29 protein-coding genes are annotated in these 21,859 nt (G+C 37.5%); 25 read left to right on the top strand and 4 right to left on the bottom strand.

Features of this window, described 5'->3' with window-relative positions; genetic code table 11:
• The first annotated feature begins 381 nt into the window (after window positions 1–381).
• From clpP to CCC20_RS03160, 16 genes are all read left to right on the top strand, one after another.
• A complete protein-coding gene (gene clpP, locus CCC20_RS03235; protein WP_003066032.1) occupies window positions 382–972 on the top strand; it encodes an ATP-dependent Clp protease proteolytic subunit ClpP in 591 nt (196 codons plus the stop codon).
• 91 nt (window positions 973–1,063) lie between these two features.
• On the top strand, window positions 1,064–1,507 hold the full coding sequence (locus CCC20_RS03230) for a YlbF/YmcA family competence regulator (RefSeq protein WP_003066031.1): 444 nt from the start codon (window positions 1,064–1,066) through the stop codon (window positions 1,505–1,507).
• Entirely contained in the window at window positions 1,500–1,751 is a 252-nt protein-coding gene (locus CCC20_RS03225) for a YlbG family protein (RefSeq protein ID WP_003066029.1), read from the top strand. Before CCC20_RS03230 ends, CCC20_RS03225 begins: the two co-directional genes overlap by 8 nt.
• A gap of 109 nt (window positions 1,752–1,860) precedes the next feature.
• Window positions 1,861–3,042, top strand: a complete 1,182-nt coding sequence (locus CCC20_RS03220) for an ABC transporter substrate-binding protein (RefSeq protein ID WP_003066027.1) — start codon at window positions 1,861–1,863, stop codon at window positions 3,040–3,042.
• 51 nt (window positions 3,043–3,093) lie between these two features.
• Window positions 3,094–3,978, top strand: a complete 885-nt coding sequence (locus tag CCC20_RS03215; protein WP_003066025.1) for a branched-chain amino acid ABC transporter permease — start codon at window positions 3,094–3,096, stop codon at window positions 3,976–3,978.
• A gap of 3 nt (window positions 3,979–3,981) precedes the next feature.
• Window positions 3,982–4,935 (top strand): branched-chain amino acid ABC transporter permease, encoded by a 954-nt coding sequence (locus tag CCC20_RS03210; RefSeq protein WP_003066023.1) that lies wholly within the window; start codon window positions 3,982–3,984, stop codon window positions 4,933–4,935.
• Window positions 4,935–5,699 carry an ABC transporter ATP-binding protein gene (locus tag CCC20_RS03205; protein ID WP_003066020.1) on the top strand — a complete coding sequence of 255 codons (765 nt, stop codon included), beginning with the start codon at window positions 4,935–4,937 and terminating at the stop codon, window positions 5,697–5,699. Before CCC20_RS03210 ends, CCC20_RS03205 begins: the two co-directional genes overlap by 1 nt.
• Complete coding sequence (locus CCC20_RS03200; RefSeq protein WP_003066018.1) at window positions 5,699–6,409, top strand: ABC transporter ATP-binding protein; 711 nt, start codon at window positions 5,699–5,701, stop codon at window positions 6,407–6,409. The genes CCC20_RS03205 and CCC20_RS03200 overlap by 1 nt, the downstream gene beginning before the upstream one ends.
• A 173-nt stretch (window positions 6,410–6,582) precedes the next feature.
• Complete coding sequence (locus CCC20_RS03195) at window positions 6,583–7,242, top strand: CBS domain-containing protein (RefSeq protein WP_058692439.1); 660 nt, start codon at window positions 6,583–6,585, stop codon at window positions 7,240–7,242.
• Window positions 7,243–7,428: 186 nt separating this feature from the next.
• On the top strand, window positions 7,429–8,064 hold the full coding sequence (gene tmk / locus CCC20_RS03190) for a dTMP kinase (protein WP_003066013.1): 636 nt from the start codon (window positions 7,429–7,431) through the stop codon (window positions 8,062–8,064).
• Window positions 8,065–8,074: 10 nt separating this feature from the next.
• On the top strand, window positions 8,075–8,950 hold the full coding sequence (locus CCC20_RS03185; RefSeq protein WP_003066011.1) for a DNA polymerase III subunit delta': 876 nt from the start codon (window positions 8,075–8,077) through the stop codon (window positions 8,948–8,950).
• Window positions 8,947–9,747, top strand: coding sequence for a PSP1 domain-containing protein (locus CCC20_RS03180; protein WP_003066009.1), 801 nt, complete (start codon window positions 8,947–8,949; stop codon window positions 9,745–9,747). Before CCC20_RS03185 ends, CCC20_RS03180 begins: the two co-directional genes overlap by 4 nt.
• Window positions 9,740–10,060 carry a DNA replication initiation control protein YabA gene (gene yabA / locus CCC20_RS03175; RefSeq protein ID WP_003066006.1) on the top strand — a complete coding sequence of 107 codons (321 nt, stop codon included), beginning with the start codon at window positions 9,740–9,742 and terminating at the stop codon, window positions 10,058–10,060. Before CCC20_RS03180 ends, yabA begins: the two co-directional genes overlap by 8 nt.
• A gap of 6 nt (window positions 10,061–10,066) precedes the next feature.
• Entirely contained in the window at window positions 10,067–10,933 is an 867-nt protein-coding gene (gene rsmI, locus CCC20_RS03170) for a 16S rRNA (cytidine(1402)-2'-O)-methyltransferase (protein WP_003066004.1), read from the top strand.
• Window positions 10,934–11,333: 400 nt separating this feature from the next.
• A complete protein-coding gene (locus CCC20_RS03165) occupies window positions 11,334–12,569 on the top strand; it encodes an ammonium transporter (RefSeq protein WP_003066002.1) in 1,236 nt (411 codons plus the stop codon).
• A 56-nt stretch (window positions 12,570–12,625) separates the two neighbouring features.
• The gene (locus CCC20_RS03160; protein WP_003066000.1) at window positions 12,626–12,967 is read left to right on the top strand and encodes a P-II family nitrogen regulator; all 342 of its coding nucleotides are present in this window, start codon (window positions 12,626–12,628) and stop codon (window positions 12,965–12,967) included.
• 321 nt (window positions 12,968–13,288) lie between these two features.
• Here the strand turns inward: CCC20_RS03160 and CCC20_RS03155 are convergent, their stop codons facing one another.
• Window positions 13,289–13,918: a copper homeostasis protein CutC gene (locus CCC20_RS03155; RefSeq protein ID WP_003065995.1), complete on the bottom strand. Its 630-nt coding sequence runs from the start codon at window positions 13,916–13,918 to the stop codon at window positions 13,289–13,291.
• 135 nt (window positions 13,919–14,053) lie between these two features.
• On the opposite strand from CCC20_RS03155, the gene serC reads away from it, so the two are divergent.
• The 6 genes from serC (at window position 14,054) to CCC20_RS03125 (ending at window position 18,230) form a co-directional block, all read left to right on the top strand.
• On the top strand, window positions 14,054–15,145 hold the full coding sequence (gene serC / locus CCC20_RS03150; protein ID WP_003065993.1) for a 3-phosphoserine/phosphohydroxythreonine transaminase: 1,092 nt from the start codon (window positions 14,054–14,056) through the stop codon (window positions 15,143–15,145).
• 70 nt (window positions 15,146–15,215) lie between these two features.
• Window positions 15,216–15,764, top strand: coding sequence for a GNAT family N-acetyltransferase (locus CCC20_RS03145; RefSeq protein WP_003065991.1), 549 nt, complete (start codon window positions 15,216–15,218; stop codon window positions 15,762–15,764).
• A gap of 45 nt (window positions 15,765–15,809) precedes the next feature.
• The gene (locus CCC20_RS03140; RefSeq protein WP_003065989.1) at window positions 15,810–16,988 is read left to right on the top strand and encodes a 3-phosphoglycerate dehydrogenase family protein; all 1,179 of its coding nucleotides are present in this window, start codon (window positions 15,810–15,812) and stop codon (window positions 16,986–16,988) included.
• Between the two features lie 155 nt (window positions 16,989–17,143).
• Entirely contained in the window at window positions 17,144–17,317 is a 174-nt protein-coding gene (locus tag CCC20_RS11400; protein WP_003065987.1) for a DUF6440 family protein, read from the top strand.
• A gap of 58 nt (window positions 17,318–17,375) precedes the next feature.
• Window positions 17,376–17,861 (top strand): methylated-DNA--[protein]-cysteine S-methyltransferase, encoded by a 486-nt coding sequence (locus CCC20_RS03130; RefSeq protein WP_003065984.1) that lies wholly within the window; start codon window positions 17,376–17,378, stop codon window positions 17,859–17,861.
• A 12-nt stretch (window positions 17,862–17,873) separates the two neighbouring features.
• Window positions 17,874–18,230: an arsenate reductase family protein gene (locus tag CCC20_RS03125; protein ID WP_003065982.1), complete on the top strand. Its 357-nt coding sequence runs from the start codon at window positions 17,874–17,876 to the stop codon at window positions 18,228–18,230.
• A 136-nt stretch (window positions 18,231–18,366) separates the two neighbouring features.
• On the opposite strand, the gene CCC20_RS03120 is transcribed toward CCC20_RS03125, so the two are convergent.
• Window positions 18,367–18,870: a LysR family transcriptional regulator substrate-binding protein gene (locus CCC20_RS03120; RefSeq protein WP_003065980.1), complete on the bottom strand. Its 504-nt coding sequence runs from the start codon at window positions 18,868–18,870 to the stop codon at window positions 18,367–18,369.
• A 224-nt stretch (window positions 18,871–19,094) separates the two neighbouring features.
• On the opposite strand from CCC20_RS03120, the gene CCC20_RS03115 reads away from it, so the two are divergent.
• On the top strand, window positions 19,095–19,238 hold the full coding sequence (locus tag CCC20_RS03115) for a hypothetical protein (protein WP_003065978.1): 144 nt from the start codon (window positions 19,095–19,097) through the stop codon (window positions 19,236–19,238).
• A gap of 65 nt (window positions 19,239–19,303) precedes the next feature.
• Here the strand turns inward: CCC20_RS03115 and CCC20_RS03110 are convergent, their stop codons facing one another.
• Window positions 19,304–20,131, bottom strand: a complete 828-nt coding sequence (locus CCC20_RS03110) for an exodeoxyribonuclease III (RefSeq protein WP_003065976.1) — start codon at window positions 20,129–20,131, stop codon at window positions 19,304–19,306.
• Window positions 20,132–20,342: 211 nt separating this feature from the next.
• On the opposite strand from CCC20_RS03110, the gene CCC20_RS03105 reads away from it, so the two are divergent.
• On the top strand, window positions 20,343–20,621 hold the full coding sequence (locus CCC20_RS03105) for an autorepressor SdpR family transcription factor (protein WP_003065975.1): 279 nt from the start codon (window positions 20,343–20,345) through the stop codon (window positions 20,619–20,621).
• A complete protein-coding gene (locus tag CCC20_RS03100; RefSeq protein ID WP_003065973.1) occupies window positions 20,611–21,249 on the top strand; it encodes an SdpI family protein in 639 nt (212 codons plus the stop codon). The genes CCC20_RS03105 and CCC20_RS03100 overlap by 11 nt, the downstream gene beginning before the upstream one ends.
• Here the strand turns inward: CCC20_RS03100 and CCC20_RS03095 are convergent.
• Window positions 21,238–21,786: a TetR/AcrR family transcriptional regulator gene (locus tag CCC20_RS03095; RefSeq protein WP_013852164.1), complete on the bottom strand. Its 549-nt coding sequence runs from the start codon at window positions 21,784–21,786 to the stop codon at window positions 21,238–21,240. The two genes, CCC20_RS03100 and CCC20_RS03095, sit on opposite strands and share 12 nt — an antisense overlap.
• Window positions 21,787–21,859: the final 73 nt, after the last annotated feature.

The raw sequence follows: 21,859 nt of genomic DNA, 5'->3' as shown, positions 1-21,859 counted from the left end.
CGGCGTAGCCTAAACTACGCCGATTCTCTCACATAAATGTTTTCTTACGGAACCACGCCTTTTGAAGTGCTCTTTTTAATATCTGCATGTTCTACTTTATTTTATTATCTAAAAAATGTAGAGTTTCAATTGATTTGTAGTGCAATGTAATGAAAGTCAATGTTTCAAAAATCACATGAAATCAAGGTTTCTACCGTCTATTGACGTGTAGTGAACCCCTATTTTACTTCAGGAAAAAGTCAATTATTAACGTTTTTTATTTGACCTTTTTTGACCAATTGACTATAATAGTTTCAGATTGATTATTAAAACCAGACATGGATAAGAAGGTGATAGTCACCATTTCAATTTGTCCGTGTAGCTTAATAAAGGAGAAAATATATGATTCCTGTAGTTATTGAACAAACGAGCCGTGGCGAACGCTCATACGATATTTATTCACGCCTTTTGAAAGACCGTATTATCATGTTGACTGGACCAGTTGAAGATAATATGGCTAACTCTATCATTGCCCAATTGTTGTTCCTTGATGCACAAGATAACACTAAAGATATTTACCTTTATGTTAATACTCCTGGTGGTTCAGTATCAGCAGGGCTTGCCATTGTTGATACAATGAATTTCATTAAGTCAGATGTTCAAACAATTGTTATGGGTATGGCAGCTTCAATGGGAACTGTTATTGCGTCATCAGGTGCAAAAGGTAAACGTTTCATGTTGCCAAATGCTGAATACATGATTCACCAACCAATGGGTGGTACTGGTGGCGGTACACAACAAACAGATATGGCAATTGCTGCCGAACACCTTTTGAAAACACGTCAAAACTTGGAACAAATTTTGGCTGACAACTCTGGTCAAACATTGGAAAAAGTTCATGCTGATGCTGAACGTGATAACTGGATGAGTGCACAAGAAACTCTCGAATACGGCTTCATCGACGAAATCATGGTAAACAACGAATTAAACTAATTGAAGATATATATTAAACCCGCCTTTGGTGGGTTTTTTGTTGCGAGCTGACCAAGGATACATTTAACTTTAATTGTGGTATAATCGTTTTATGTTGACAATTGATGAACAATTATTTGATATTGATGAAGCTATTGATGAGGTTGCCGCATCTTTTCTTGAGTTGGAAAGTGTTAAAAACTATCGGAAAGCACGTGAGGTTTTCTTGGCAGATACTGTGCTTCAGGAAAAAATTATGCATTTTCAAGCCTTGAAACAAAGCTATGAAGATGTTAAATCGTATGCAGCTTTTCGATCAGAAGTTGCTGAAATACGTCGTCAACTTTTTAAGGAAAAAAGGGGCATTGACATTAACGAAAAAGTTAGTCAATTGCGACAAAGTGAAGTTGCTGTTCAAAAAAATTTAGCAGAGCTATCACAAAAGATCTCATCAACTATTTCATCTGATATTTTTGTAGAGACAGGTTTGCCTTTGGCACCACATAAATCACATTATGGGAATTGTAGTAAAGGAGGAAGGAAAAAGCATGTTTAAAAAGCAGGAACGTCAGGGGATTATTGTTTATTTATACTATAATCGTGATGCTCGAAAGTTAAATAAATTTGGTGATGTTTTATACCATTCGCATAAAATGCGATATCAGATCTTGTATGTAAACAAGGAAGAAGCAGAAGATATTGCAAAAGAAATTTCAGAATTGAAATTTGTTAAAGAAGTATTATTATCGGAGTTTGATAATATCGATGAAAATTTTGTAGGCAATTTAGCTCGTTTTTGATATAATATAATCTTGTATGAAGAAGTACGAAAAGAATATTGACAATTTTCTGATAATTCAGTATTATTTTAAGTGACTTTTTATTAGAAATTTAAGGAGAGAAATTCTTATGCATAAAAAGATTGCGCTCACAGCGCTAACTTTTTTAGCCTCAATTACTTTAGCAGCTTGTAGTAAGTCGCCAGACGTAACTGCAAATGCCACAGGAACAACGATTGGTGACACCTTGAAAATTGGTGTTAACCTTGAATTGACTGGTGCGGTAGCTGCTTATGGTAATGCAGAAAATGACGGTATTAAACTTGCCGTTGAAGAGATTAATAAAGCTGGCGGTGTTGATGGTAAAAAAATTGAACTCGTTACGAAAGATAATAAATCTGAAAACGCGGAAGCCTCTACTGCAGCGACTAACTTGGCTATTCAAAGTCAAGTTAATGCAATGATTGGTCCAGCCACTTCTGGTGCGGTTTCTGCCGCTAGTTTGAATGCCCAGAAAACAGGGGTTCCGTTGTTGACTCCAAGTGGTACACAGGATGATTTGACAGTGGGTAGTGATGGTGTGAAAAAAGACGTTTTCCGTACGACTTTCCAAGACAGCTTCCAAGGTCAAGTTTTAGCACAGTACGCTTATAGCAATTTAAATGCTAAAAAGGTTGTTCTTTATTATGATAACTCAAGTGACTATGCTAAAGGAATTGCTGAGGAATTCCAAGAAAAATATCACGGAGAGATTGTTGCAACAGCGACATTTGCTTCAGGGGATAAAGATTTCCAATCAGCCTTGACAAAATTCAAAAACTTGGATTATGATGCGATTGTAATGCCAGGTTATTATACAGAAACTGGTATCATTACAAAACAAGCGCGTGATATGGGTATCGAAGTTCCAATTTTGGGACCTGATGGTTTCAATGATGATAGCTTCGCTGACTTGGCCGGTACAGCAAATACGCATGATGTTTATTACGTATCGGGTTATTCAACGAAAACAGCACTTTCAGATAAAGCAACAGAATTTATTGCAGCATATAAAGAAAAATACGGTTCAGAACCAAATATGTTTGCAGCGCTTGCTTATGACTCTGTTTATATGATTGCTAAAGCAGCAGAAGGTGCAGAAACTTCAATTGATATTGCTAATAACTTAGCAAATCTGACAGATTTTGAAGGTGTTACTGGTACAATGACTATCGATGAAGATCATAACCCAATCAAGACAGCTTTGATGGTTAAGATGAAAGATGGTGTTGAAGATTCAGCTGAAGCCGTTGAAATTACAGGAGATAACTAGAGGTCATTTTCCTTTAGCTTTATATCACATAACTAGAAAGTTTGGTATTATATGTTTTTAGAACAGCTCCCCCAACAACTGGTTAATGGTATTATTCTAGGAAGTATCTATGCGTTACTTGCTCTTGGGTATACCATGGTTTATGGGATTATTAAATTAATTAATTTTGCTCATGGCGATATTTATATGCTAGGTGCATTTATCGGTTACTATGCTATTAGTAGCCTTCACATGAATTTCTGGATTGCCCTCATTTTTACAATGATTGCAACAGCTTGCCTGGGAATGATTATTGAGTTTTTGGCTTATCGTCCATTACGTCATTCGACGCGTATTGCAGCCTTGATTACGGCGATTGGTGTGTCGTTCTTCCTTGAATATGGTATGGTTTTCTTGGTTGGCGCAAATACGCATTCATTCCCGCAAGCTATCGATATTGTTAGCTATAAGATTGGCTCTGTAACAGTGACAAACATTCAATTGTTGATTTTAATTGTTTCCCTTGCTTTGATGGTAGCTTTGCAATTAATCGTTAAGAAAACAAAAATGGGGAAAGCAATGCGTGCCGTGTCTGTTGATAGCGATGCAGCTGAATTAATGGGAATTAACGTCAATTCAACAATTAGTTTCACATTTGCGCTCGGTTCAGCACTTGCAGGTGCCGCAGGTGTGTTAATCGGTCTTTACTATAACTCAATTGAACCATTAATGGGGATGACACCTGGTATTAAAGCCTTCGTTGCCGCTGTTCTGGGTGGTATCGGCATTATTCCAGGGGCAGCTTTAGGTGGATTTGTTATTGGTATTTTGGAAACTTTATCAATTTCGCTCAACCTTTCAAGTTATCGTGATGCCATTGTTTACGGTGTCTTAATTATCATTCTTTTGGTAAGACCTGCTGGTATTCTTGGCAAAAACGTGAAAGAGAAGGTGTAGAAAATGAAAAAGAATCTAAAAATCAATCTTTCTTGGCTTGCTTTGATTGTTGTTCTTTTTGGAATCTTAGAATTTCTAGCAACAACTAATATTTTGAACCTTTACTACATTCAAATTCTCATGGGGATTGGGATTAGTATTTTAATGGGACTTGGTACTAACCTTGTGCTCGGTTTCTCAGGACAATTCACACTTGGACAAGCTGGGTTTATGGCAATCGGTGCTTATGCCACAGCGATTATCACACAACAAAATCCAACTTACGGTGGCTTTTATTTCTCAATGCTTGTTGGGATTGTGATTGCTGTTCTTGTAGCGCTTGTCTTTGGTATTCCAACACTTCGTTTGAAAGGTGACTACCTTGCGATTGCAACGCTTGGTATGGCTGAAATTATCCGTATTGTTATTGTCAATGGTGGCGATTTAACCAATGGTGCAGCTGGTTTGACAGGAATTTTGCCATACACAACATGGCCAGTTATCTTTATCTTTGTCGTTGCAATTACGATTTTGATTTTAAATTTCCTACGTTCATCTATTGGACGTCAAGTTATTTCTGTTCGTGAAGACGAGATTGCAGCAGAAGCAATGGGTGTCAATATCACAAGAATGAAAGTCTTGATTTTTGTAATGGGAGCTATCATTTCAGCTATTGCTGGCTCACTTTACGTTGGTTACATCGGAACAGTTGTACCAAAAGACTTTACTATCATGAAATCAATTGATTACTTGATTATTGCTGTTCTTGGTGGGCTAGGTTCTATCACAGGAACTATTCTAGCAGCCATTGTTTTAGGCATTCTTAACATGTTCTTACAAAACGTTTCAAACCTCCGTATGATTATCTATTCTTTGGCATTAATTTTGGTAATGATTTTCCGTCCAGGAGGACTTTTAGGAACAAAAGAATTCACATTATCACGTTTCTTTAATAAAACTAAGGGGGGCAATCATTAATGGCACTTCTTGATGTTAAAAATTTAACCAAAAATTTCGGTGGTTTGACAGCCGTTGGTGATGTCACAATGCATTTAAATGAGGGAGAATTAGTTGGTCTTATTGGTCCAAACGGTGCTGGTAAAACAACACTTTTCAACCTTTTAACAGGTGTCTATGAACCAAGCGAAGGTTCAGTTTCTTTGGATGGCACATTGTTAAATAGCAAGAAACCTTATAAAATCGCATCACTTGGTCTTTCACGTACTTTCCAAAATATCCGTCTCTTTAAAGATATGACCGTTTTGGAAAATGTACTTGTTGGCATGGCTAATCAAAATAAATCGCATGTCTTTGCAAGCTTTCTTCGTTTGCCAAAATTCTATCAAAGCGAGGAAGAGTTGCGCCAAAAAGCTATGGATTTGTTAGCTATCTTTAATTTGGATGGAGATGCAGATACCCTAGCTAAAAATCTTCCTTACGGTCAGCAACGTCGTTTGGAAATTGTACGTGCCCTTGCCACTGAACCCAAAATTCTCTTTTTAGATGAACCTGCTGCTGGGATGAACCCACAAGAAACAGCAGAATTGACACAGTTAATTCGTCAAATCAAAGAAGAATTTGACATTACCATTATGCTTATCGAACACGATATGAGTCTTGTAATGGAAGTGACAGAACGTATTTACGTTCTTGAATATGGACGTTTAATTGCTCACGGTACACCTGATGAAATCAAAAATAATCAACGTGTTATTGAAGCTTATCTTGGAGGTGAAGGATAATGACAATGTTAAAAGTTGATAATTTATCAGTCCATTACGGCGTTATCCAAGCTGTAAAAGATGTTTCTTTTGAAGTCAATGAAGGAGAAGTTGTCACACTTATCGGTGCCAATGGTGCTGGTAAAACTTCTATTCTTCGTACGATTTCTGGTTTGGTTCGTCCAAGTGCTGGTAAAATCGAATTCTTAGGACAAGAAATTCAAAAAGAACCTGCTCGAAAAATCGTTGCTAGTGGCTTGTCACAGGTTCCTGAAGGACGTCATGTTTTCCCAGGCTTAACTGTGCTTGAAAACCTTGAATTGGGAGCTTTCTTGCGTAATGACCGTGAAGAAAATCAAAAGAATTTGAAGAAAGTTTTTGAACGCTTCCCACGACTTGAAGAACGTAAATCGCAAGATGCAGCCACACTTTCAGGGGGTGAGCAACAGATGCTTGCTATGGGGCGTGCTTTGATGAGCCAACCCAAATTACTTCTTCTTGATGAACCGTCAATGGGGCTTGCGCCAATTTTTATCCAAGAAATATTTGACATCATTCAAGATATTCAAAAACAAGGAACAACTGTCTTGTTGATTGAACAAAATGCCAATAAAGCGTTAGCAATTGCTGACCGCGGTTATGTTTTAGAAACAGGAAAAATTGTTCTTTCAGGAACAGGTAAAGAATTGTTAGAATCAGAAGAAGTCCGCAAGGCTTACCTTGGTGGCTAACAAACCGTTAACTGAATTTAGTATTTAACCAAGTCTAGGATAGCTGTTATCCTAGATTTTTTATCATTAACAACAATCTCGTCTGCTTTATTTTCATTATTTTTTCAATCTTTGGTGAAACCGTTTGCGGTTTGTGGTATAATAATAACAAGAAAATAATGCGGAGAATTGTTATGGCAGTAAAAGATTTTATGACTAAAAAAGTTGTTTATGTGTCTCCTGATACAACAGTAGCACATGCGGCTGATATGATGAGAGAACAAGGCTTGCGTCGCTTGCCTGTTATCGAAAATGATAAGCTTGTCGGGATTGTTACCGAAAGAACAATGGCAGAAGCTAGTCCTTCAAAAGCAACGACTTTGTCAATTTATGAGATGAATTATTTGCTTAATAAAACTAAAATTCGTGACGTGATGATTCGCGATGTTGTGACGGTTTCACCGTACGCAAGTCTAGAAGATGCGATTTATACCATGATGAAAAATCGTGTTGGAATTGTTCCTGTTGTCGAAAGCGACCAAGTCTATGGTGTTATTACAGATAAAGACGTTTTCAAAGCTTTTCTTGAAATTTCTGGTTATGGCGAAGAAGGTGTTCGCGTGGTTATTTCGGCTGATGATACGGTTGGAACTTTGGCAAAAATTGTAGATACGATTTCAAACGACAATCTCAATATCAAACGTACCGTTGTTGCCACTCGTAAATCTGGGAAAGTCGCTATTGAAATCCAAATTGACGGTAAAGCTGATGTTGCAGATCTACGAGAAAAATTGCTTAATCAAGGCATTCAAGTTGATGCGCTTGAATTAACAGAAGCAAAATCATTGGATTAAGTGCTAATTTAACTGAGAAAGCAGAATTTAGTTTCAAGCTAGGTTCTGTTTTTTTGAGCGACGAGACGGAAAGTTATGTCTATCAACTTTTTATGCTTGAATCCAATAAGTTAGCGAATTTGCTAGTGTTATTTTTGTCTGTTTTTTGTTAAAATAGAAGCATAGAAAGAATTTTAAGGAATTTTCATGAAAAACGGTATAATCATTTCATTTGAAGGTCCAGATGGTGCTGGAAAAACCACAGTTTTAGAACAAGTCCTTCCAGTTTTGCAAGAAAAGGGCTATGATATTATAACCACACGTGAACCTGGTGGTGTCGAAATTGCAGAGCGTATTCGTGATGTCATCTTAGATGTTAACCACGTTGCTATGGATAATAAGACAGAGTTGCTCTTGTATATGGCTGCAAGACGTCAACATTATGTTGAAAAGGTTCTGCCAGCTTTAGAGGCTGGTAAGGTGGTCTTGATTGATCGTTTTATTGATAGTTCAATTGCTTACCAAGGTGCTGGACGTGGCTTGGATAAAGATATCATTAGGAGATTAAATGACTTTGCAACAGACGGTAGAAAACCAGATTTGACGCTTTATTTTGATGTTGAATCAGAAATTGGTTTAGCCAGAATTGCTAAAAATGCTGAGCGTGAAGTTAACCGACTTGATTTGGAAAAATTAGACATGCACAAGCGTGTTCGAGAAGGTTATTTAGCCTTGACTGAACAAGAAAAACGTATTGTGACTATTGATGCGTCACGTGAATTGGCAGAGGTCGTGTCAGAGACACTTCATACCATTCTTGAACAGTTAGCAAAAAATGAGTAGAGGGATTTAGATGGAATTAGAGCACTTGCAACCCCAACTTTTTAAAGAGTTTAATCAAATTTTGAAATCAGATAGGATGAACCACGCCTATCTTTTTTCAGGGGATTTTGCGAGCTTTGATTTTGCTCTTTACTTTGCTAAAAGTCGTTTTTGCGAAAACCTCCAAGATAGTTTGCCATGCGGGAAATGCCGTGAATGTCAGTTAATTGCGGAAAATGAATTTTCGGATGTTAAGGTTGTCAAACCAAGTGGGCAAGTCATCAAAACTGATACGATTCGTGAATTGATGCGTGATTTCTCACGTTCAGGTTTTGAAGGCAAATCACAAGTTTTCATTATTCAAAATTGTGAAAAAATGCATGTTAATGCTGCAAATAGCCTTTTGAAATTCATTGAAGAACCACAAAGTTCTTCCTACATGATTTTGTTGACTAGTGATGAGAATAAAGTTTTACCGACGATTAAAAGTCGAACACAGATTTTCCGTTTTCCGAAAAATAAGCCACTGTTGATCGAGCAAGCTGAAAAAGCTGGAGTTTTGAAAATACAAGCAGAAATATTAGCAGAATTGTCAAAAACACCGGAGCACCTTGATGAAATGATGCAAGATAAAAAAGTATTGGATGTCATTCAAACTTGTGAGCGTTTTGTCACGGTTCTGTTTAAAGAAAAAATGCTGGCTTATTTAGAAACAGGGCGTTTGGTTCAAGTTGCTTTAGAAAAGTCTGACCAAGAACTTGTTTTTCAACTCTTGCCGCTATTTTTAGCAAAGCAATTTAATCAAAAAGAAAGTTTGGTTTATTTAGAAAAAAGTTTTAAGGCGCAACAAATGTGGAAAAGTAATGTGAGTTTCCAAAATGCGCTAGAATATATGGTGATTTCATGACAGAAGTATTGAGCGTAAAATACGAAGAAACAGGCAGTATTGTCTATGTTTTACCAAATAAAAAATATAAACTCGGCGATTACGTCGTCGTCAAAAATAAAAAAGGGTGTCGTTTGGCGCAAGTTGTCACTAGCAACGAAGTCATTGATGAGGTCAAATTACCTGCTGAGATGGATTCTGTAACACGTCTTGCCAATGAAAAAGATAAACAAGCTTACCAAGAAAATATTGATTTAGCGAAGCGTTCGTTTTCAACGGTTAATGAGCTAATTTTAGCTAATGACCTAAAAATGAAAGTGATTGATATTATTTTCCCTTTGGAAAGAAGCTGTGTGCTTATCACGTTTTCAGCAGAAGAACGTGTTGATTTTCGTCAATTGCTACGTGATTTAGCAGGTCATTTCAAAACAAGAATCGAACTTCGTCAAATCAACAGCCGCGAAGAAGCTAAGGTTTATGGTGGTCTTGGACCGTGTGGTCGTGCCCTTTGTTGTTCAAGTTTTTTGGGAGAATTTCCACCTGTGTCTATTAAAATGGTCAAAAATCAAGGAATGTCACTCAGCACAGGAAAAACATCAGGTATCTGTGGGCGTTTGATGTGTTGTTTGAGTTTTGAAGATGACTTTTATAAAGCCTCTAAGAGGAAATTCCCTGATGTAGGAACGGAGATTGAAACAGTTGATGGCTTGGGAGTTATTGCAGGGATTGATGTGTTTTCTGATACCGTCAAAGTTCGTTTTCCAGAAAAACACACGCTCTTAACCTATGCTTTAGAGGAGGTCAAAGTACGTGGATAAAAAAGAATTATTTGATGCCTTTGATGGTTTTTCACAAAATTTAATGATTACCTTAGCTGAAATTGAAGCCATGAAAAAACAAGTGCAATCACTACTAGAGGAAAATACAGCTTTGCGTCTTGAAAATGATAAAATTCGCACGCGTCTAGCTCAACTTGAGCAAGATACACCAGCTAAATCTTCTAAGCAAGGAAAACGATATATCGAAGGCATTTACCATGATGGTTTCCATATTTGCAATGATTATTATGGTCAACGTCGTGAAAACGATGAAGAATGTATGTTTTGTATGGAAGTTTTAGATAGGGAGTAACTGCCTATGAAAGTACAAAAAAGTTTTAAAAATCAGACAACCTATGGCCAGCTGTATCTTGTTCCAACACCGATTGGCAATATGCAAGACATGACTTATCGTGCCGTGGAAATACTAAAAAATGCTGATTTTGTCTGTGCAGAAGACACTCGCAATACAGGGCTTTTGCTGAAACATTTTGACATTTCAGCCAAGCAAATTAGCTTTCATGAACACAATGCCTATGAAAAAATTCCTGAATTGATTGCTCTGATGAAAGAAGGAAAAATTTTGGCACAAGTGTCTGATGCTGGGATGCCTTCTATTTCTGACCCAGGTCATGATTTAGTAAAAGCAGCTATAGCTGAAGAGATTACTGTCGTTGCTATCCCAGGGGCTTCTGCTGGGATTACGGCGCTTATTGCGAGTGGCTTAGCACCGCAACCACATATTTTTTACGGTTTCTTGCCAAGAAAAGCTAAGCAGCAGAAGGAATTTTTTGAAGCTAAGAAGCAGTATCCTGAAACACAAATTTTTTATGAATCACCTTATCGTGTCGCAGATACATTGGACAATATGTTAGCAGTATATGGTGATAGAAAAATTGTTTTGGTTCGTGAGTTGACAAAGCTTTTTGAAGAATACCAGCGCGGATGCATCTCAGAAATTTTGGAATACATTGCCCAAAATCCTTTAAAAGGAGAGTGTTTAATCGTTGTATCTGGTCAAGATGAGATAGCGACATTAGAAGAAATATCAGAAAATATTAATCCAGCTGAACTCGTTGCTCAGTTAATCGAAGCTGGGGACAAGCCAAATCAAGCCATTAAAAAAATTGCTAAAACTTACGGCTTAAACCGTCAAGAAGTTTACAATGCTTATCATCAACTTTAAACATTACTAATCAGCTGAGACAACTACCGATGATTATGGAATTATCATCGGTAGTTTTTTGTCTTGTAAACTCCTTTTATTTATATTTTATAATTTTATGTAAGAAAACATAACAAGGATAGTTGTATCAAAATTAGCGACTTTGCTAACATTTCTATGTCAAGTTATAGAATCAATAAAATGAGTATTATCAAAGGAAGAATATTGTTTTTAAATGTAGAAGAAGACTGACGTTTTATGTTATAAATACAGAAAATTTAGAAAATTCAACAAAAAACACTTTACTCTGCCCCAAAATAATGTTATATTATCTAACATAAAATATCGCAACACTTGTTGTAGTATTTTAGAAAGTCGACTTTAAGGTTTAAAGTCTTAGAATATAAAAGGAGTTTTTGATATGGATGCAGGAAGTATAGCTTTTATGATTATCTGTGCTAGCCTAGTCTTTTTGATGACACCAGGTTTAGCATTCTTCTATGGTGGTTTAGGGAGACGCAAAAATGTCATTAATACAATGATGATGTGTGTGATTCCGATTGCTGTTGCTTCAGTAATGTGGATGATTTGTGGGTATTCCCTTTCATTTGGTGGTGATGGAAGCCTAATTGGTAATTTCTCGCATCTCTTTTTCAATGGTGTTAGCGAAACGGCTAGCACACGTGGTTTAGAAATTCCTGATGCGTTATTCGCAGCGTTCCAAATGATGTTTCCAATCATTACGGTTGCCATTTTAACAGGAGCGGCAGCAGGACGTATGCGTTTTACACCTTTGATTATTTTCATCATTTTCTGGCTTCTCTTGGTTTATTTCCCATTTGCTCATATGGTCTGGGATGAAGGGCTTTTGGCTCAATGGGGAACAATTGACTTTGCTGGTGGTGATGTCGTTCATATTACCTCTGGGGTTTCAGGTTTGGTTTTGGCATTGGTACTTGGAAAACGTCGAGATTATAACCGTTTAGAATACCGTCCGCATAACGTACCATTTGTTTTCCTTGGTGCAGGTCTTCTCTGGTTTGGTTGGTTTGGATTCAATGCTGGTTCTGCCCTTGCAGCAGACGGGCTTGCAGTCCATGCCTTTGTCACAACACACATTTCAGCAGCGGCAGCAATGTTGTCTTGGTTGCTTGTTGAAAAAGTGTTAACTGGAAAATTCTCACTTGTCGGTGCTTCAACAGGATTGGTAGCAGGGCTTGTCGCTATCACGCCAGGAGCAGGTTTTGTTTCAACGTGGAGCTCTCTTCTCATCGGTCTTTGCGTTAGCCCAGTTTGTTATTTTGCGATTTCAGTTCTTAAGAGTAAATTCGGTTATGATGATGCTTTAGATGCCTTTGGTTGTCATGGTATCGGAGGGATCTTTGGTGGTTTGGTAACAGGACTTTTCACTACACCAGAACTCGCTCTTGACGGAAACAATATCGGTTTAATCTATGGTAATGCGCATTTATTCCTAGTAATAGTAGCAGCTATCATTTTTACAATTGTTTGGTCAGCGGTAGCAACTTTTGTTATTATTAAAGTGATTTCAATCTTCACAAGTATTCGTGTTGAGGATCGTGCGGAAGCTATTGGTCTTGATGATAGTGAGCATGAAGAAACAGCTTACCCAACATTTATGGGGCTTGATTCATAATTAAAGGATAGTTAGAAATCTGAGCTAAATAGAAACGTTTAGAAAGAGAGTGTATTATGAAAAAAATAGAGGCGATTATCCGTTCAGACCGTTTGGAAGATCTCAAAGATGCCTTATCTAAAGCAGGATTTACCAAGGGAATGACAGTCAGTCAAGTGCTTGGTTATGGAAACCAACGCGGTTTTGCAGAATATGTTCGTGGTCAAAAGATTGTGCCAACTTTGCTTGCGAAAGTAAAAGTTGAAATTGTGACACACGATGCGGCGGTTGATGAAATTGTGGATATCATCTGCAAAGCTGTTCGTACAGGTGAAGTTGGAGATGGTAAAATTTTTATTCTTCCGATTGAAGAAGTTGTCCGTATTCGGACAGGAGAACGAGGTGGTGATGCCGTTTAAGTTTTAAAATCTCCGAAGTTTAGTCAAGCAAAAATAGTGGTAGAAAACCTGAATTCTTAAAGGATTCGGTTTTTTTGATATAAAAAAGGGAGTGAGACAGAAATCGGTAATTTTGAAAAAATTCGATTTCGTTATCTCACCCCCGTATGGCTCGAAAGATTTGTGGAATCTTTCGAGGTGGGAAAAGAAGTCAAGCGTAGCTTGATGTCAAAAAAGGGTTGTAAAAGCTGATTTATCAGCGCATTAAAAACCCCTCAACTACTGCGTTTTGCAATTAACAACAGGATAAACAAAGAAGCCGAACACTTTTGTCTCTGCCTTTTAATTAATTTTTGTTCCGTGTGCTGCTTGAGCACCAGTTTTTTCAATAAGTTCTTGGTAATTATCAGCTGTGACACCGCCACCAATCATGATTTCAATACGACCGTCAGCGTAATCAACAAGATCTTTAAGGTGAGCGACATTTTCAAAAATATCATTATTTTGAGTAGATCCGTGTGTCAAAATACGTGTAAAGCCTAATTTAACCAATTGGTCGAGTGCTTCTTTTTGCTCTTCAAGCGGAATTTGGTCAAAAGCCATGTGAAAAACAAGTGGTAGTCCTTGTGTGGCGGGAAGAAGTTGTTCGATACCATCTTGGTCAATGTGATTATCTTCTGTTAATAATCCCAAAACTAAACTGTCACTTTCAAGTTCAACGGCGCGAAGAATATCGTCTTCCATGATGCGAAGTTCGCTATCATTATAGACAAAGTTACCACCGCGAGGACGAATCATTGTTGCTAGTGCGATGTCTTTTTCATGCAGGTAGCGTGCCGCTTCTTTGATAACACCATAAGATGGCGTTGTACCTCCAACGGCTAAATTATCACAAAGTTCAACGCGTTTAACAGACTGATTGAGTTGATTGAGAAGTGTTGTATTTTCAGCACAAAATTCTTTGATAATCATTTGGACTCCTTAATTATTTACTACTTACTATTATATCATGATTATTTATAAATATTTTAAGTAAAAAATCTCAAAAATCTTTACAAAATTCAGAAAATTGTGTTATAATTTATACTATTATACGGAGGTATTTTTATGACAATTTACAATTTCTCTGCAGGTCCTGCAGTGTTACCGAAACCAGTGCTTGAACAAGCACAGCGTGAAATGCTTGACTACCAAGGTAGCGGCATGAGTGTTTTAGAAATGTCCCACCGTTCCAAAGAGTTTGATAATATTATTAAAGAAGCAGAACAATTATTGCGTGAATTAATGGCTATTCCAGATAATTATAAAGTGATGTTCCTTCAAGGTGGTGCATCTACGCAATTTACAATGCTTCCTTTAAACCTTGCTAAGGGACGTAAGGCATATTATCTAGTTGGTGGTTCGTGGGGTAAAAAAGCTTATGCAGAAGCTGTTAAATTGTCCAAAACTGTTCCTTTTGAACCATTGCTACTAGCATCATCTGAAGATACAGTATATGACCATATTCCTACTTTTGATTCAAAAGATATTGATCCAGAAGCTGCTTATGTTCACATCACAACAAACAATACAATTGAAGGAACGTCTATTTATGATCTTCCTGATACAAATGGTGTGCCAATTGTAGCGGATATGTCTTCAAATATTCTGGCTGTACGTTACAACGTTGAAGATTTTGCTTTGATTTATGCAGGTGCCCAAAAGAACATCGGTCCTGCAGGGGTTACAGTTGTAATCGTCCGTGAAGATTTCTTGAATGATGAACCAACGCTTTCTGCTATGCTTGATTACCGTATCCAAGCAGAAGCGGGTTCACTTTACAATACACCGCCTGCATATAACATCTATATTGCAAAACTTGTTTTTGAATGGGTGAAAGCTTTCGGTGGTGTTGATAAAATGGAAGCTGCTAACCGCGAAAAATCAGGTTTGTTGTACGATTTCATTGACCAATCTGACTTCTATACAAACCCTGTTAAAAATCCAGCAGAACGTTCAGTAGCTAATATTCCATTTGTAACACCAAGTAAAGAACTTGATGCTAAATTTGTTGCTGAAGCAACACCGCTTGGATTTAAAAATATCAAAGGTCACCGTTCTGTGGGTGGTATGCGTGCTAGTCTTTACAATGCATTCCCACGTCAAGGGGTACTTGATTTGATTGAATTCATGAAAAAATTTGAAGCTGAAAATAAATAATTGTTTTATTACCACTTTCGCATCGAATTTGTTATAAAATAGATTCATAATCATTAGAAGAGGTAATAATATGGAAATTAGACAAGCTTTTCCAAATGAAGTCGACCAAATCATGCTCGTTATTGAGGACGCACGAAAACAATTGGCAGCAAGCGGTAGTAATCAATGGCAAGGGAAATATCCTGATGAGGATACGATTTATGATGACGTTTTGACTGGTCAAGGGTATGTAGCCTTATTAGATGGGCAAATTGTAGCCTATGCAGCTGTTATCACTGATGGTGATCCTGCTTATGACAAGATTTACGATGGTCAGTGGAAACACAATAATCACCGTTACATCACATTTCACCGTGTTGCTGTTTTGTCTAGTGTGACTGGTCGAAAGGTTGCTCAAACATTTCTTCAAGGATTGATTGAAGGAACTGATGGACATGATTTCCGTTGTGACACCCATGAAAAGAATGGTGCCATGCAACACATTTTTGAGAAACTTGGTTATGTCTATTGTGGAAAAGTGCCAATTGATGGTGAACGTCTAGCTTATCAAAAAATTAAAACTAAGGATGAGAATGCTCTCTATCAAGAAGTTGATGAGGCTGATCATCATAGTTATTAACAATAACGGAAAAGGAAGGCTTTTTGTAGCCTTTGTGTGAAATAAATGGTATATAGTGTTAAAACGTTTAATAATATTAATCAAGTAGGGCTTAAAGAATTAGGAAATCATTTTCAAATTGATGGTGAGTTAGCGGAAAATCCAGATGCCTATATTCTTCGTAGTCAAAATTTGCATGGAACAGTATTTCCAGAAAATTTAAAAGCGATTGCGCGTGCAGGTGCAGGAACAAATAATATTCCGATTGATGAAGCAACGGCAGCAGGGATTGTAGTCTTTAATACGCCTGGTGCAAATGCTAATGCTGTAAAAGAAGCGGTTCTTGCTTCTATCTTGATGTCAGCGCGTGACTACATCGCTGCTAATGCGTGGGTAAACACCCTTTCTGGTGATGATGTTCCAAAACAAGTCGAAGCTGGTAAGAAACAATTTGCTGGTAATGAAATTTCTGGTAAAACGCTAGGCGTTATCGGACTTGGTGCTATCGGTGGTCGTATTGCTAACTATGCACAACGTCTTGGTATGAATGTTCTAGGGTATGACCCATATGTTTCTATTGAAACAGCTTGGAATATTTCTCATCACGTCAAACGTGTGGCTGATGTTAAAGAAATCTTTGCGAATTCTGATTATATCACTGTTCATGTGCCTTTGACAGATGAAACACGCCATACATTTGATAGTGAAGCATTTGGTTTGATGCAAAAAGGAACGGTTGTTATCAATTTTGCGCGTGGTGAATTGGTTGACAATGCAGCACTTTTTGAAGCTATTGCAGCTGGTGTTGTGAAACGTTACATTACTGATTTTGGGACAGAAGAGTTGCTTAACAAAGATAAAATCACAGTTTTCCCTCACGTAGGTGGTTCAACGGCTGAAGCTGAACTTAATTGTGCGATTATGGCTGGTAAGACAATTCGTCAGTTCATGGAAACAGGTGAGATTACTAACTCTGTTAACTTTCCAAATGTGCATCAAGCATTGACTGCACCATATCGTATCACATTGATTAATAAAAATGTGCCAAATATCGTCGCTAAAATTTCAACAGCGGTCTCTGACTTAGGCATTAATATTGATAATATCATCAATCGCTCAAAAGGTGACTATGCTTATACGCTACTTGACCTTGATGAAACTGATAAGGCGAAAATTGATCACTTAGTTGCTAATTTTGAATCTAGCGATAATATCGTTCGTGTACGTTTAATCACGAAAAAATAACAATAAAGATTGGAAGAGTTGGGAGTATTTCTCAGCTCTTTTTTTCTTTTTTTGCTATAATGGTTAAAACGATTTCAAAATTAGGGGAGGGAGATAGTTTATGGATAAAAAGCAGTTAAAAGAATACCAAAAACAGTTAAGAGAACGATTTTTCAGTGTTCGATTTGGTAATAAAAAAACAAAATTTGGTTCTGTTAGTTGACCGTGAAATTGGAGTAGAATATCTTGGAGTGACGGCTGGTCTAGGTAATCCTTCGGGGATAACACCTTTACTTAATGCGGATGGGACACCTAAGATTAATACAGAATGGCAGAACCATCAGTTATAGATAAGGCAGCAGAGCTTGCTTTTTCTATTAGGCATATGGATTAAGTGGGAGTGATAAAATGTTAAGAAAGTTGGTTTATCAGTCTGAGTTAGGAGAAATAGTCGTATTAGCTAATGAAAAAGGGCTCTTAGGTTGCTATTTTCTAGGACAAAAGTATTTTGAATATGGTTATGAACGCGAAAAAATTATTGAAGAAACGACCATTTTTTTAGATGAGGCAAAAGTTTGGTTGGATGATTATTTTACTGGTAAAAATCCCGACCCGAGTCGATTGACCTTGGTGCCTTATGGTACGGCTTTTCAGAGGAAAGTTTGGAAAGTCTTAGTACAAATTCCTTATGGGGAGACAATGACCTATGGAGAAATTGCCGAAAAAATTAACTGTGGTTCGGCGCAAGCCGTTGGTGGAGCTGTAGGTAAAAATCCCTTGTCTATCATTGTTCCTTGTCACCGTGTTTTAGGAAATCAAGGGCAATTAACAGGCTATGCTGGCGGAGTAGAGCGAAAGTGTTGGCTATTGGAACATGAGAAAGCTAATTTTTAGAAGGAGAAAGAAATGTTTACTTTTTATGAATATCCAAAATGTAGTACGTGTCGCCGTGCTAAGGCGGAATTGCAAGAATTAGGTGTTGATTTTGTAGCTGTCGATATTACAGTCGATACCCCAAAGGCAGAACAATTGGAAGAATGGATTGAAAATTCAACATATACTATCAAGAATTTTTTCAACACTAGCGGACAAGTCTACCGTGCCCTTGGTTTAAAAGATAAAATCGATAGTTTGTCAATTGATGAGGCAGCAAGCCTCTTGGCTTCAGATGGTATGCTCATCAAACGTCCAGTACTGGTTAAAGATAATCAAGTCTTACAACTTGGCCACCGCAAATCCTATGCAGAATTGCTAGAAAAATAAAATCAACCACTTTCGGTATAGAAAGTGGTTTTTTGTGGGAATTTTTACTCAATGAAAATTAGACTGGTGAGCCGATGTTGATAGATTATTTTTTCAAATTAAGCTAGTGAGGTCTGAATTTGATTTCCAACGAATGTTAATTATCTTGCAGGAGTTTGTTTAGTAATTTTTGAAAATCTTGGACAACTTCTCGGTGATTATCTTTTCGTTTGACGATAGAGCAAGCGATTCCTGATGTTTCTTCAAAGGGAATCCACATGAGATTTGGTGTATTGTCCTTTAAAAATCCTGGGACGAGGCAAACCCCACGACCAGATAAAATATTGGTAATGGTAGATGAGTGATTTGGGCTATCAAAGGTTTTTACTTGGGATTTAGAGATTACTTTTTCCTGAGCTTCTTTGAGTTCTTTGGGGCTGATTTGGCTGACCATTAAAGTTTGATTGTTGAGGTCAGTAGATTTAGCTGTTTTCAAAGTTGATAGGGGATGAGAATTTTCAACAACTAAGTAAATCGGGCTTTGGTATAAAAAAGTTGCTTCCAATTCTGTGATGTTTGGCAATGATGAAGTGATAGCCAGTGCTATGTCCAGTTGCCTGTTTAACAATTGTTCGAGAGCATCCGTAGCATTGAACTGCACATCAATAATTGATTATTTTTCCTACCTGAGATAATCATGGTGATTCCTAAAATGAGGAGGCTTGAAAAAACTCAGGAGCCTAGGATAATGGTAATGAGCCAGCTAAAGTAGGCATCGGCTGGACCACTGAATTGTCTTAGCATCATGGTTTGAAGGAAAAAGAGTGAAAAAGGGAAGAAGCAAAAGAAATGTTTTTATTTGCTTTGAGATAATTCGTTGGTATTATGACAGCAGTAGCGACTAATTCAGCTGCAACTTATGGTGTTAATGCTAATATCCACGGCATGAATGTCAGCTTCTTTGCCATGTCTTTATTTGCTTTGATATTATTGCTACTTGCTCTCAGCTGCCCTACAAGTGAAAAGTAAGAAGGCTTAATTTTTTTAATAAAAATAATCTCCTAAGCTAAAAAACTTAGGAGATTTTATGTGGGTTATAAATCAATTTCCAAGACAATTGGTGTGTGGTCTTGGCGTGCGCCTGAGTCAATCATTTCTGATTTTGTGATTTTGTCTGCGATACGACTTGATGTGAGCCAGTAGTCAATACGCCAGCCACTATTGTTGATTTTGCTTGTTTTGCTACGTTGCGCCCACCAACTATAAACATCAGGAATATCGCCATGGATGTAGCGGAAAGTGTCGGTAAAACCTTTTGCTAGTAAGTTGGTGAATCCTGCACGTTCTTCGTCGGTAAAGCCAGGAGAACGACGGTTTGAGCTTGGGTGTGCCAAGTCAATTTCTTTGTGAGCGACGTTGTAGTCACCTGTTGCCAAGACTGGTTTTACTTGGTCTAATTCTGTTAAGTAATCTGCATATTTTTCGTCCCAGATTTGACGTTCAGCCAAACGTTTTAAACCGTCACCAGCGTTTGGGGTGTAAACTTGTGTGACGAAAAATTTGTCAAATTCAAGGGTGATAATGCGCCCTTCACTATCCATGGTGTCAGGAGCACCGATTTCAGGATATGAAATGCTTGGTGTCAAGCTACTTTTGTAGAGAAACATGGTACCAGCATAGCCTTTTCTGGCAGGTTCAACAGATGAACGCCAAGAGACCTCGTATTCAGGAAAATAATCTTGCAAAATTTGCAAATGCTTTTTGGTCGGACCTTTGGCTGACAATTTTGTTTCTTGAATGGCAATGATGTCAGCATTTTCAGTAACCAAGGTATCAATAACAGCGCGAGACATAACAGCGCGTGCGGAATCGCTAGTCAAAGCAGCGTTGAGTGAATCAATATTCCACGAAATAAGTTTCATAACTAAGCTACCAGAACCTTGTAGGAAAACAAGATTCTCTTCTTTCTAAAAAAATCTAATCGTTACCCCCTATTTTAACAAAAAAAGAAATAGTACGCGACTTTGATGATTTGAAAGGTGGTTTTTTCTTACCATAAAATATGAAGAAAGTGTTATAATCTATTTAGAAAAATATCTAAATAGATTTTCTAAATAACGAAGGGAGGCAGCTATGGGATTTGCAGAGACTTTTAAAGCGTTATCACACCCAATTCGGCGAGAGATTCTGGAGTTATTAAAATCAGAACGCTTGCCAGCAGGTGATATTGCTGGACATTTTGACGTTGCAGGTGCGACAATTTCTCACCACCTTAATATTTTGAAAAAGGCTGGTTTGGTTGTTGAGAAACGTGAGAAAAATTTTATCTATTACGAATTAAGTACGTCAGTTTTAGAAGATATTATGACATGGTTAGCGGATTTAAAGGGGGAGTCAGGAAATGAAGATTAATAAAAAGAGTTTGGTTAAGACAAGTCTTGTCATTCTTTTACCAGTTCTTATCGGAATTTTATTGTGGAATCAATTGCCAAGTCAAATGGCGACACATTTTGATATTAGTGGAACTGCCGACGGTTATAATAGTAAAATTTTTGCCATCTTTGCTTTTCCGATACTTTTCTTACTTTTTCAATCGATTGTGCTAGTATCGTTAGAAAAGGATTCTGTTAAAGCTACCACGCCAGCTCGTATGGTAAAGATATATGCGTGGCTCATTCCTTTGTTTAGTTTAATTGTCCAGTTATCGATTTATGCGAATGCACTTGGAGTTATCAAAAGTAGTCCGGCACTTGTAACTGCTTTTCTGGGCAGCATCTTTATTTTTATTGGAAATTACCTTCCTAAAACACAACGAAATTATACGATTGGCATTCGTTTGCCATGGACACTTTCTGATGACCGCAATTGGTATAAAACGCACCGTTTTGCTAGTAAGATTTGGGTGCTGGGTGGCTTGCTTCTTTTATTTGATAGTTTTTTCCAACTTGCTTTGCCTTATGTTTTGGGTGGTGTTATTGGTGTAATGGTTATTGTGCCAGTGCTTTATTCGTTTGTGCTTAGTCGTCACTCAAGCAAGTAATTTCAGGTAATAATGTGTGATTTCAATAGCTTCGAGGTCTGGTTGGGCGTGTAGCCACCAGCTAAGCGTTGTTAAAAAAGTATCAATAATATATTGGTCCAACAGTTGGTCAGGTAACGCGTTTTCTTTAAAGTAAATGGGCTTAAGAATGGGAACCAAATATTTTTGAAGTTCTGCTTGTAGACTGCGACTAAAATAATCGTCTTCCAGCTGGTAAAGGGTTGTCACTTTATCAGCATTTTCTTTGAAGTGTTGGTAAAGGTGAGTTACCTGCTCTTCAAGGCTGCCTTTGTGTAAGGATTGGTTGGTTTGATGTTCAGCAAGCGAAGAAGTCACAAAAACGTGTTGAAAAAGCTGTTGACAGACAGCGATTAGCAAATCATCTTTGCTCGTAAAATGACTATAAAAGGTTGAACGACCAATATTAGCTTTCTGACATAATTCGCCAATGCGAATATCGTGAAATGATTTTTGAGCTAATAAATCAAAAAATGCGGTAAAAATGGCTTCCTGTGTCTTGACTTCCTGACGTGTCATGAGATTTCTCCTAAAATGGACATTTTTTCTTTTTTGTCTATTATTGAACATTATAATATTTTTGCGTATGGTT

This window comes from Streptococcus sp. LMAG:39 (assembly GCF_008680485.1).
Lineage (GTDB): Bacteria > Bacillota > Bacilli > Lactobacillales > Streptococcaceae > Streptococcus > Streptococcus pasteurianus.
Note: the sequence above shows the minus strand (reverse complement) of the source record. Positions and strands in the feature narration are given on the sequence as shown.

Excerpts from the sequence above, each read along its gene's own strand:
- clpP (WP_003066032.1), top strand. The coding sequence starts at position 382 with ATGATTCCTGTAGTTATTGAACAAACGAGCCGTGGCGAACGCTCATAC.
- CCC20_RS03230 (WP_003066031.1), top strand. The coding sequence starts at position 1,064 with ATGTTGACAATTGATGAACAATTATTTGATATTGATGAAGCTATTGAT.
- CCC20_RS03225 (WP_003066029.1), top strand. The coding sequence starts at position 1,500 with ATGTTTAAAAAGCAGGAACGTCAGGGGATTATTGTTTATTTATACTAT.
- CCC20_RS03220 (WP_003066027.1), top strand. The coding sequence starts at position 1,861 with ATGCATAAAAAGATTGCGCTCACAGCGCTAACTTTTTTAGCCTCAATT.
- CCC20_RS03215 (WP_003066025.1), top strand. The coding sequence starts at position 3,094 with ATGTTTTTAGAACAGCTCCCCCAACAACTGGTTAATGGTATTATTCTA.
- CCC20_RS03210 (WP_003066023.1), top strand. The coding sequence starts at position 3,982 with ATGAAAAAGAATCTAAAAATCAATCTTTCTTGGCTTGCTTTGATTGTT.
- CCC20_RS03205 (WP_003066020.1), top strand. The coding sequence starts at position 4,935 with ATGGCACTTCTTGATGTTAAAAATTTAACCAAAAATTTCGGTGGTTTG.
- CCC20_RS03200 (WP_003066018.1), top strand. The coding sequence starts at position 5,699 with ATGACAATGTTAAAAGTTGATAATTTATCAGTCCATTACGGCGTTATC.
- CCC20_RS03195 (WP_058692439.1), top strand. The coding sequence starts at position 6,583 with ATGGCAGTAAAAGATTTTATGACTAAAAAAGTTGTTTATGTGTCTCCT.
- tmk (WP_003066013.1), top strand. The coding sequence starts at position 7,429 with ATGAAAAACGGTATAATCATTTCATTTGAAGGTCCAGATGGTGCTGGA.
- CCC20_RS03185 (WP_003066011.1), top strand. The coding sequence starts at position 8,075 with ATGGAATTAGAGCACTTGCAACCCCAACTTTTTAAAGAGTTTAATCAA.
- CCC20_RS03180 (WP_003066009.1), top strand. The coding sequence starts at position 8,947 with ATGACAGAAGTATTGAGCGTAAAATACGAAGAAACAGGCAGTATTGTC.
- rsmI (WP_003066004.1), top strand. The coding sequence starts at position 10,067 with ATGAAAGTACAAAAAAGTTTTAAAAATCAGACAACCTATGGCCAGCTG.
- CCC20_RS03165 (WP_003066002.1), top strand. The coding sequence starts at position 11,334 with ATGGATGCAGGAAGTATAGCTTTTATGATTATCTGTGCTAGCCTAGTC.
- CCC20_RS03160 (WP_003066000.1), top strand. The coding sequence starts at position 12,626 with ATGAAAAAAATAGAGGCGATTATCCGTTCAGACCGTTTGGAAGATCTC.
- CCC20_RS03155 (WP_003065995.1), bottom strand. The coding sequence starts at position 13,918 with ATGATTATCAAAGAATTTTGTGCTGAAAATACAACACTTCTCAATCAA.
- serC (WP_003065993.1), top strand. The coding sequence starts at position 14,054 with ATGACAATTTACAATTTCTCTGCAGGTCCTGCAGTGTTACCGAAACCA.
- CCC20_RS03145 (WP_003065991.1), top strand. The coding sequence starts at position 15,216 with ATGGAAATTAGACAAGCTTTTCCAAATGAAGTCGACCAAATCATGCTC.
- CCC20_RS03140 (WP_003065989.1), top strand. The coding sequence starts at position 15,810 with ATGGTATATAGTGTTAAAACGTTTAATAATATTAATCAAGTAGGGCTT.
- CCC20_RS03130 (WP_003065984.1), top strand. The coding sequence starts at position 17,376 with ATGTTAAGAAAGTTGGTTTATCAGTCTGAGTTAGGAGAAATAGTCGTA.
- CCC20_RS03125 (WP_003065982.1), top strand. The coding sequence starts at position 17,874 with ATGTTTACTTTTTATGAATATCCAAAATGTAGTACGTGTCGCCGTGCT.
- CCC20_RS03115 (WP_003065978.1), top strand. The coding sequence starts at position 19,095 with ATGACAGCAGTAGCGACTAATTCAGCTGCAACTTATGGTGTTAATGCT.
- CCC20_RS03110 (WP_003065976.1), bottom strand. The coding sequence starts at position 20,131 with ATGAAACTTATTTCGTGGAATATTGATTCACTCAACGCTGCTTTGACT.
- CCC20_RS03105 (WP_003065975.1), top strand. The coding sequence starts at position 20,343 with ATGGGATTTGCAGAGACTTTTAAAGCGTTATCACACCCAATTCGGCGA.
- CCC20_RS03100 (WP_003065973.1), top strand. The coding sequence starts at position 20,611 with ATGAAGATTAATAAAAAGAGTTTGGTTAAGACAAGTCTTGTCATTCTT.
- CCC20_RS03095 (WP_013852164.1), bottom strand. The coding sequence starts at position 21,786 with ATGACACGTCAGGAAGTCAAGACACAGGAAGCCATTTTTACCGCATTT.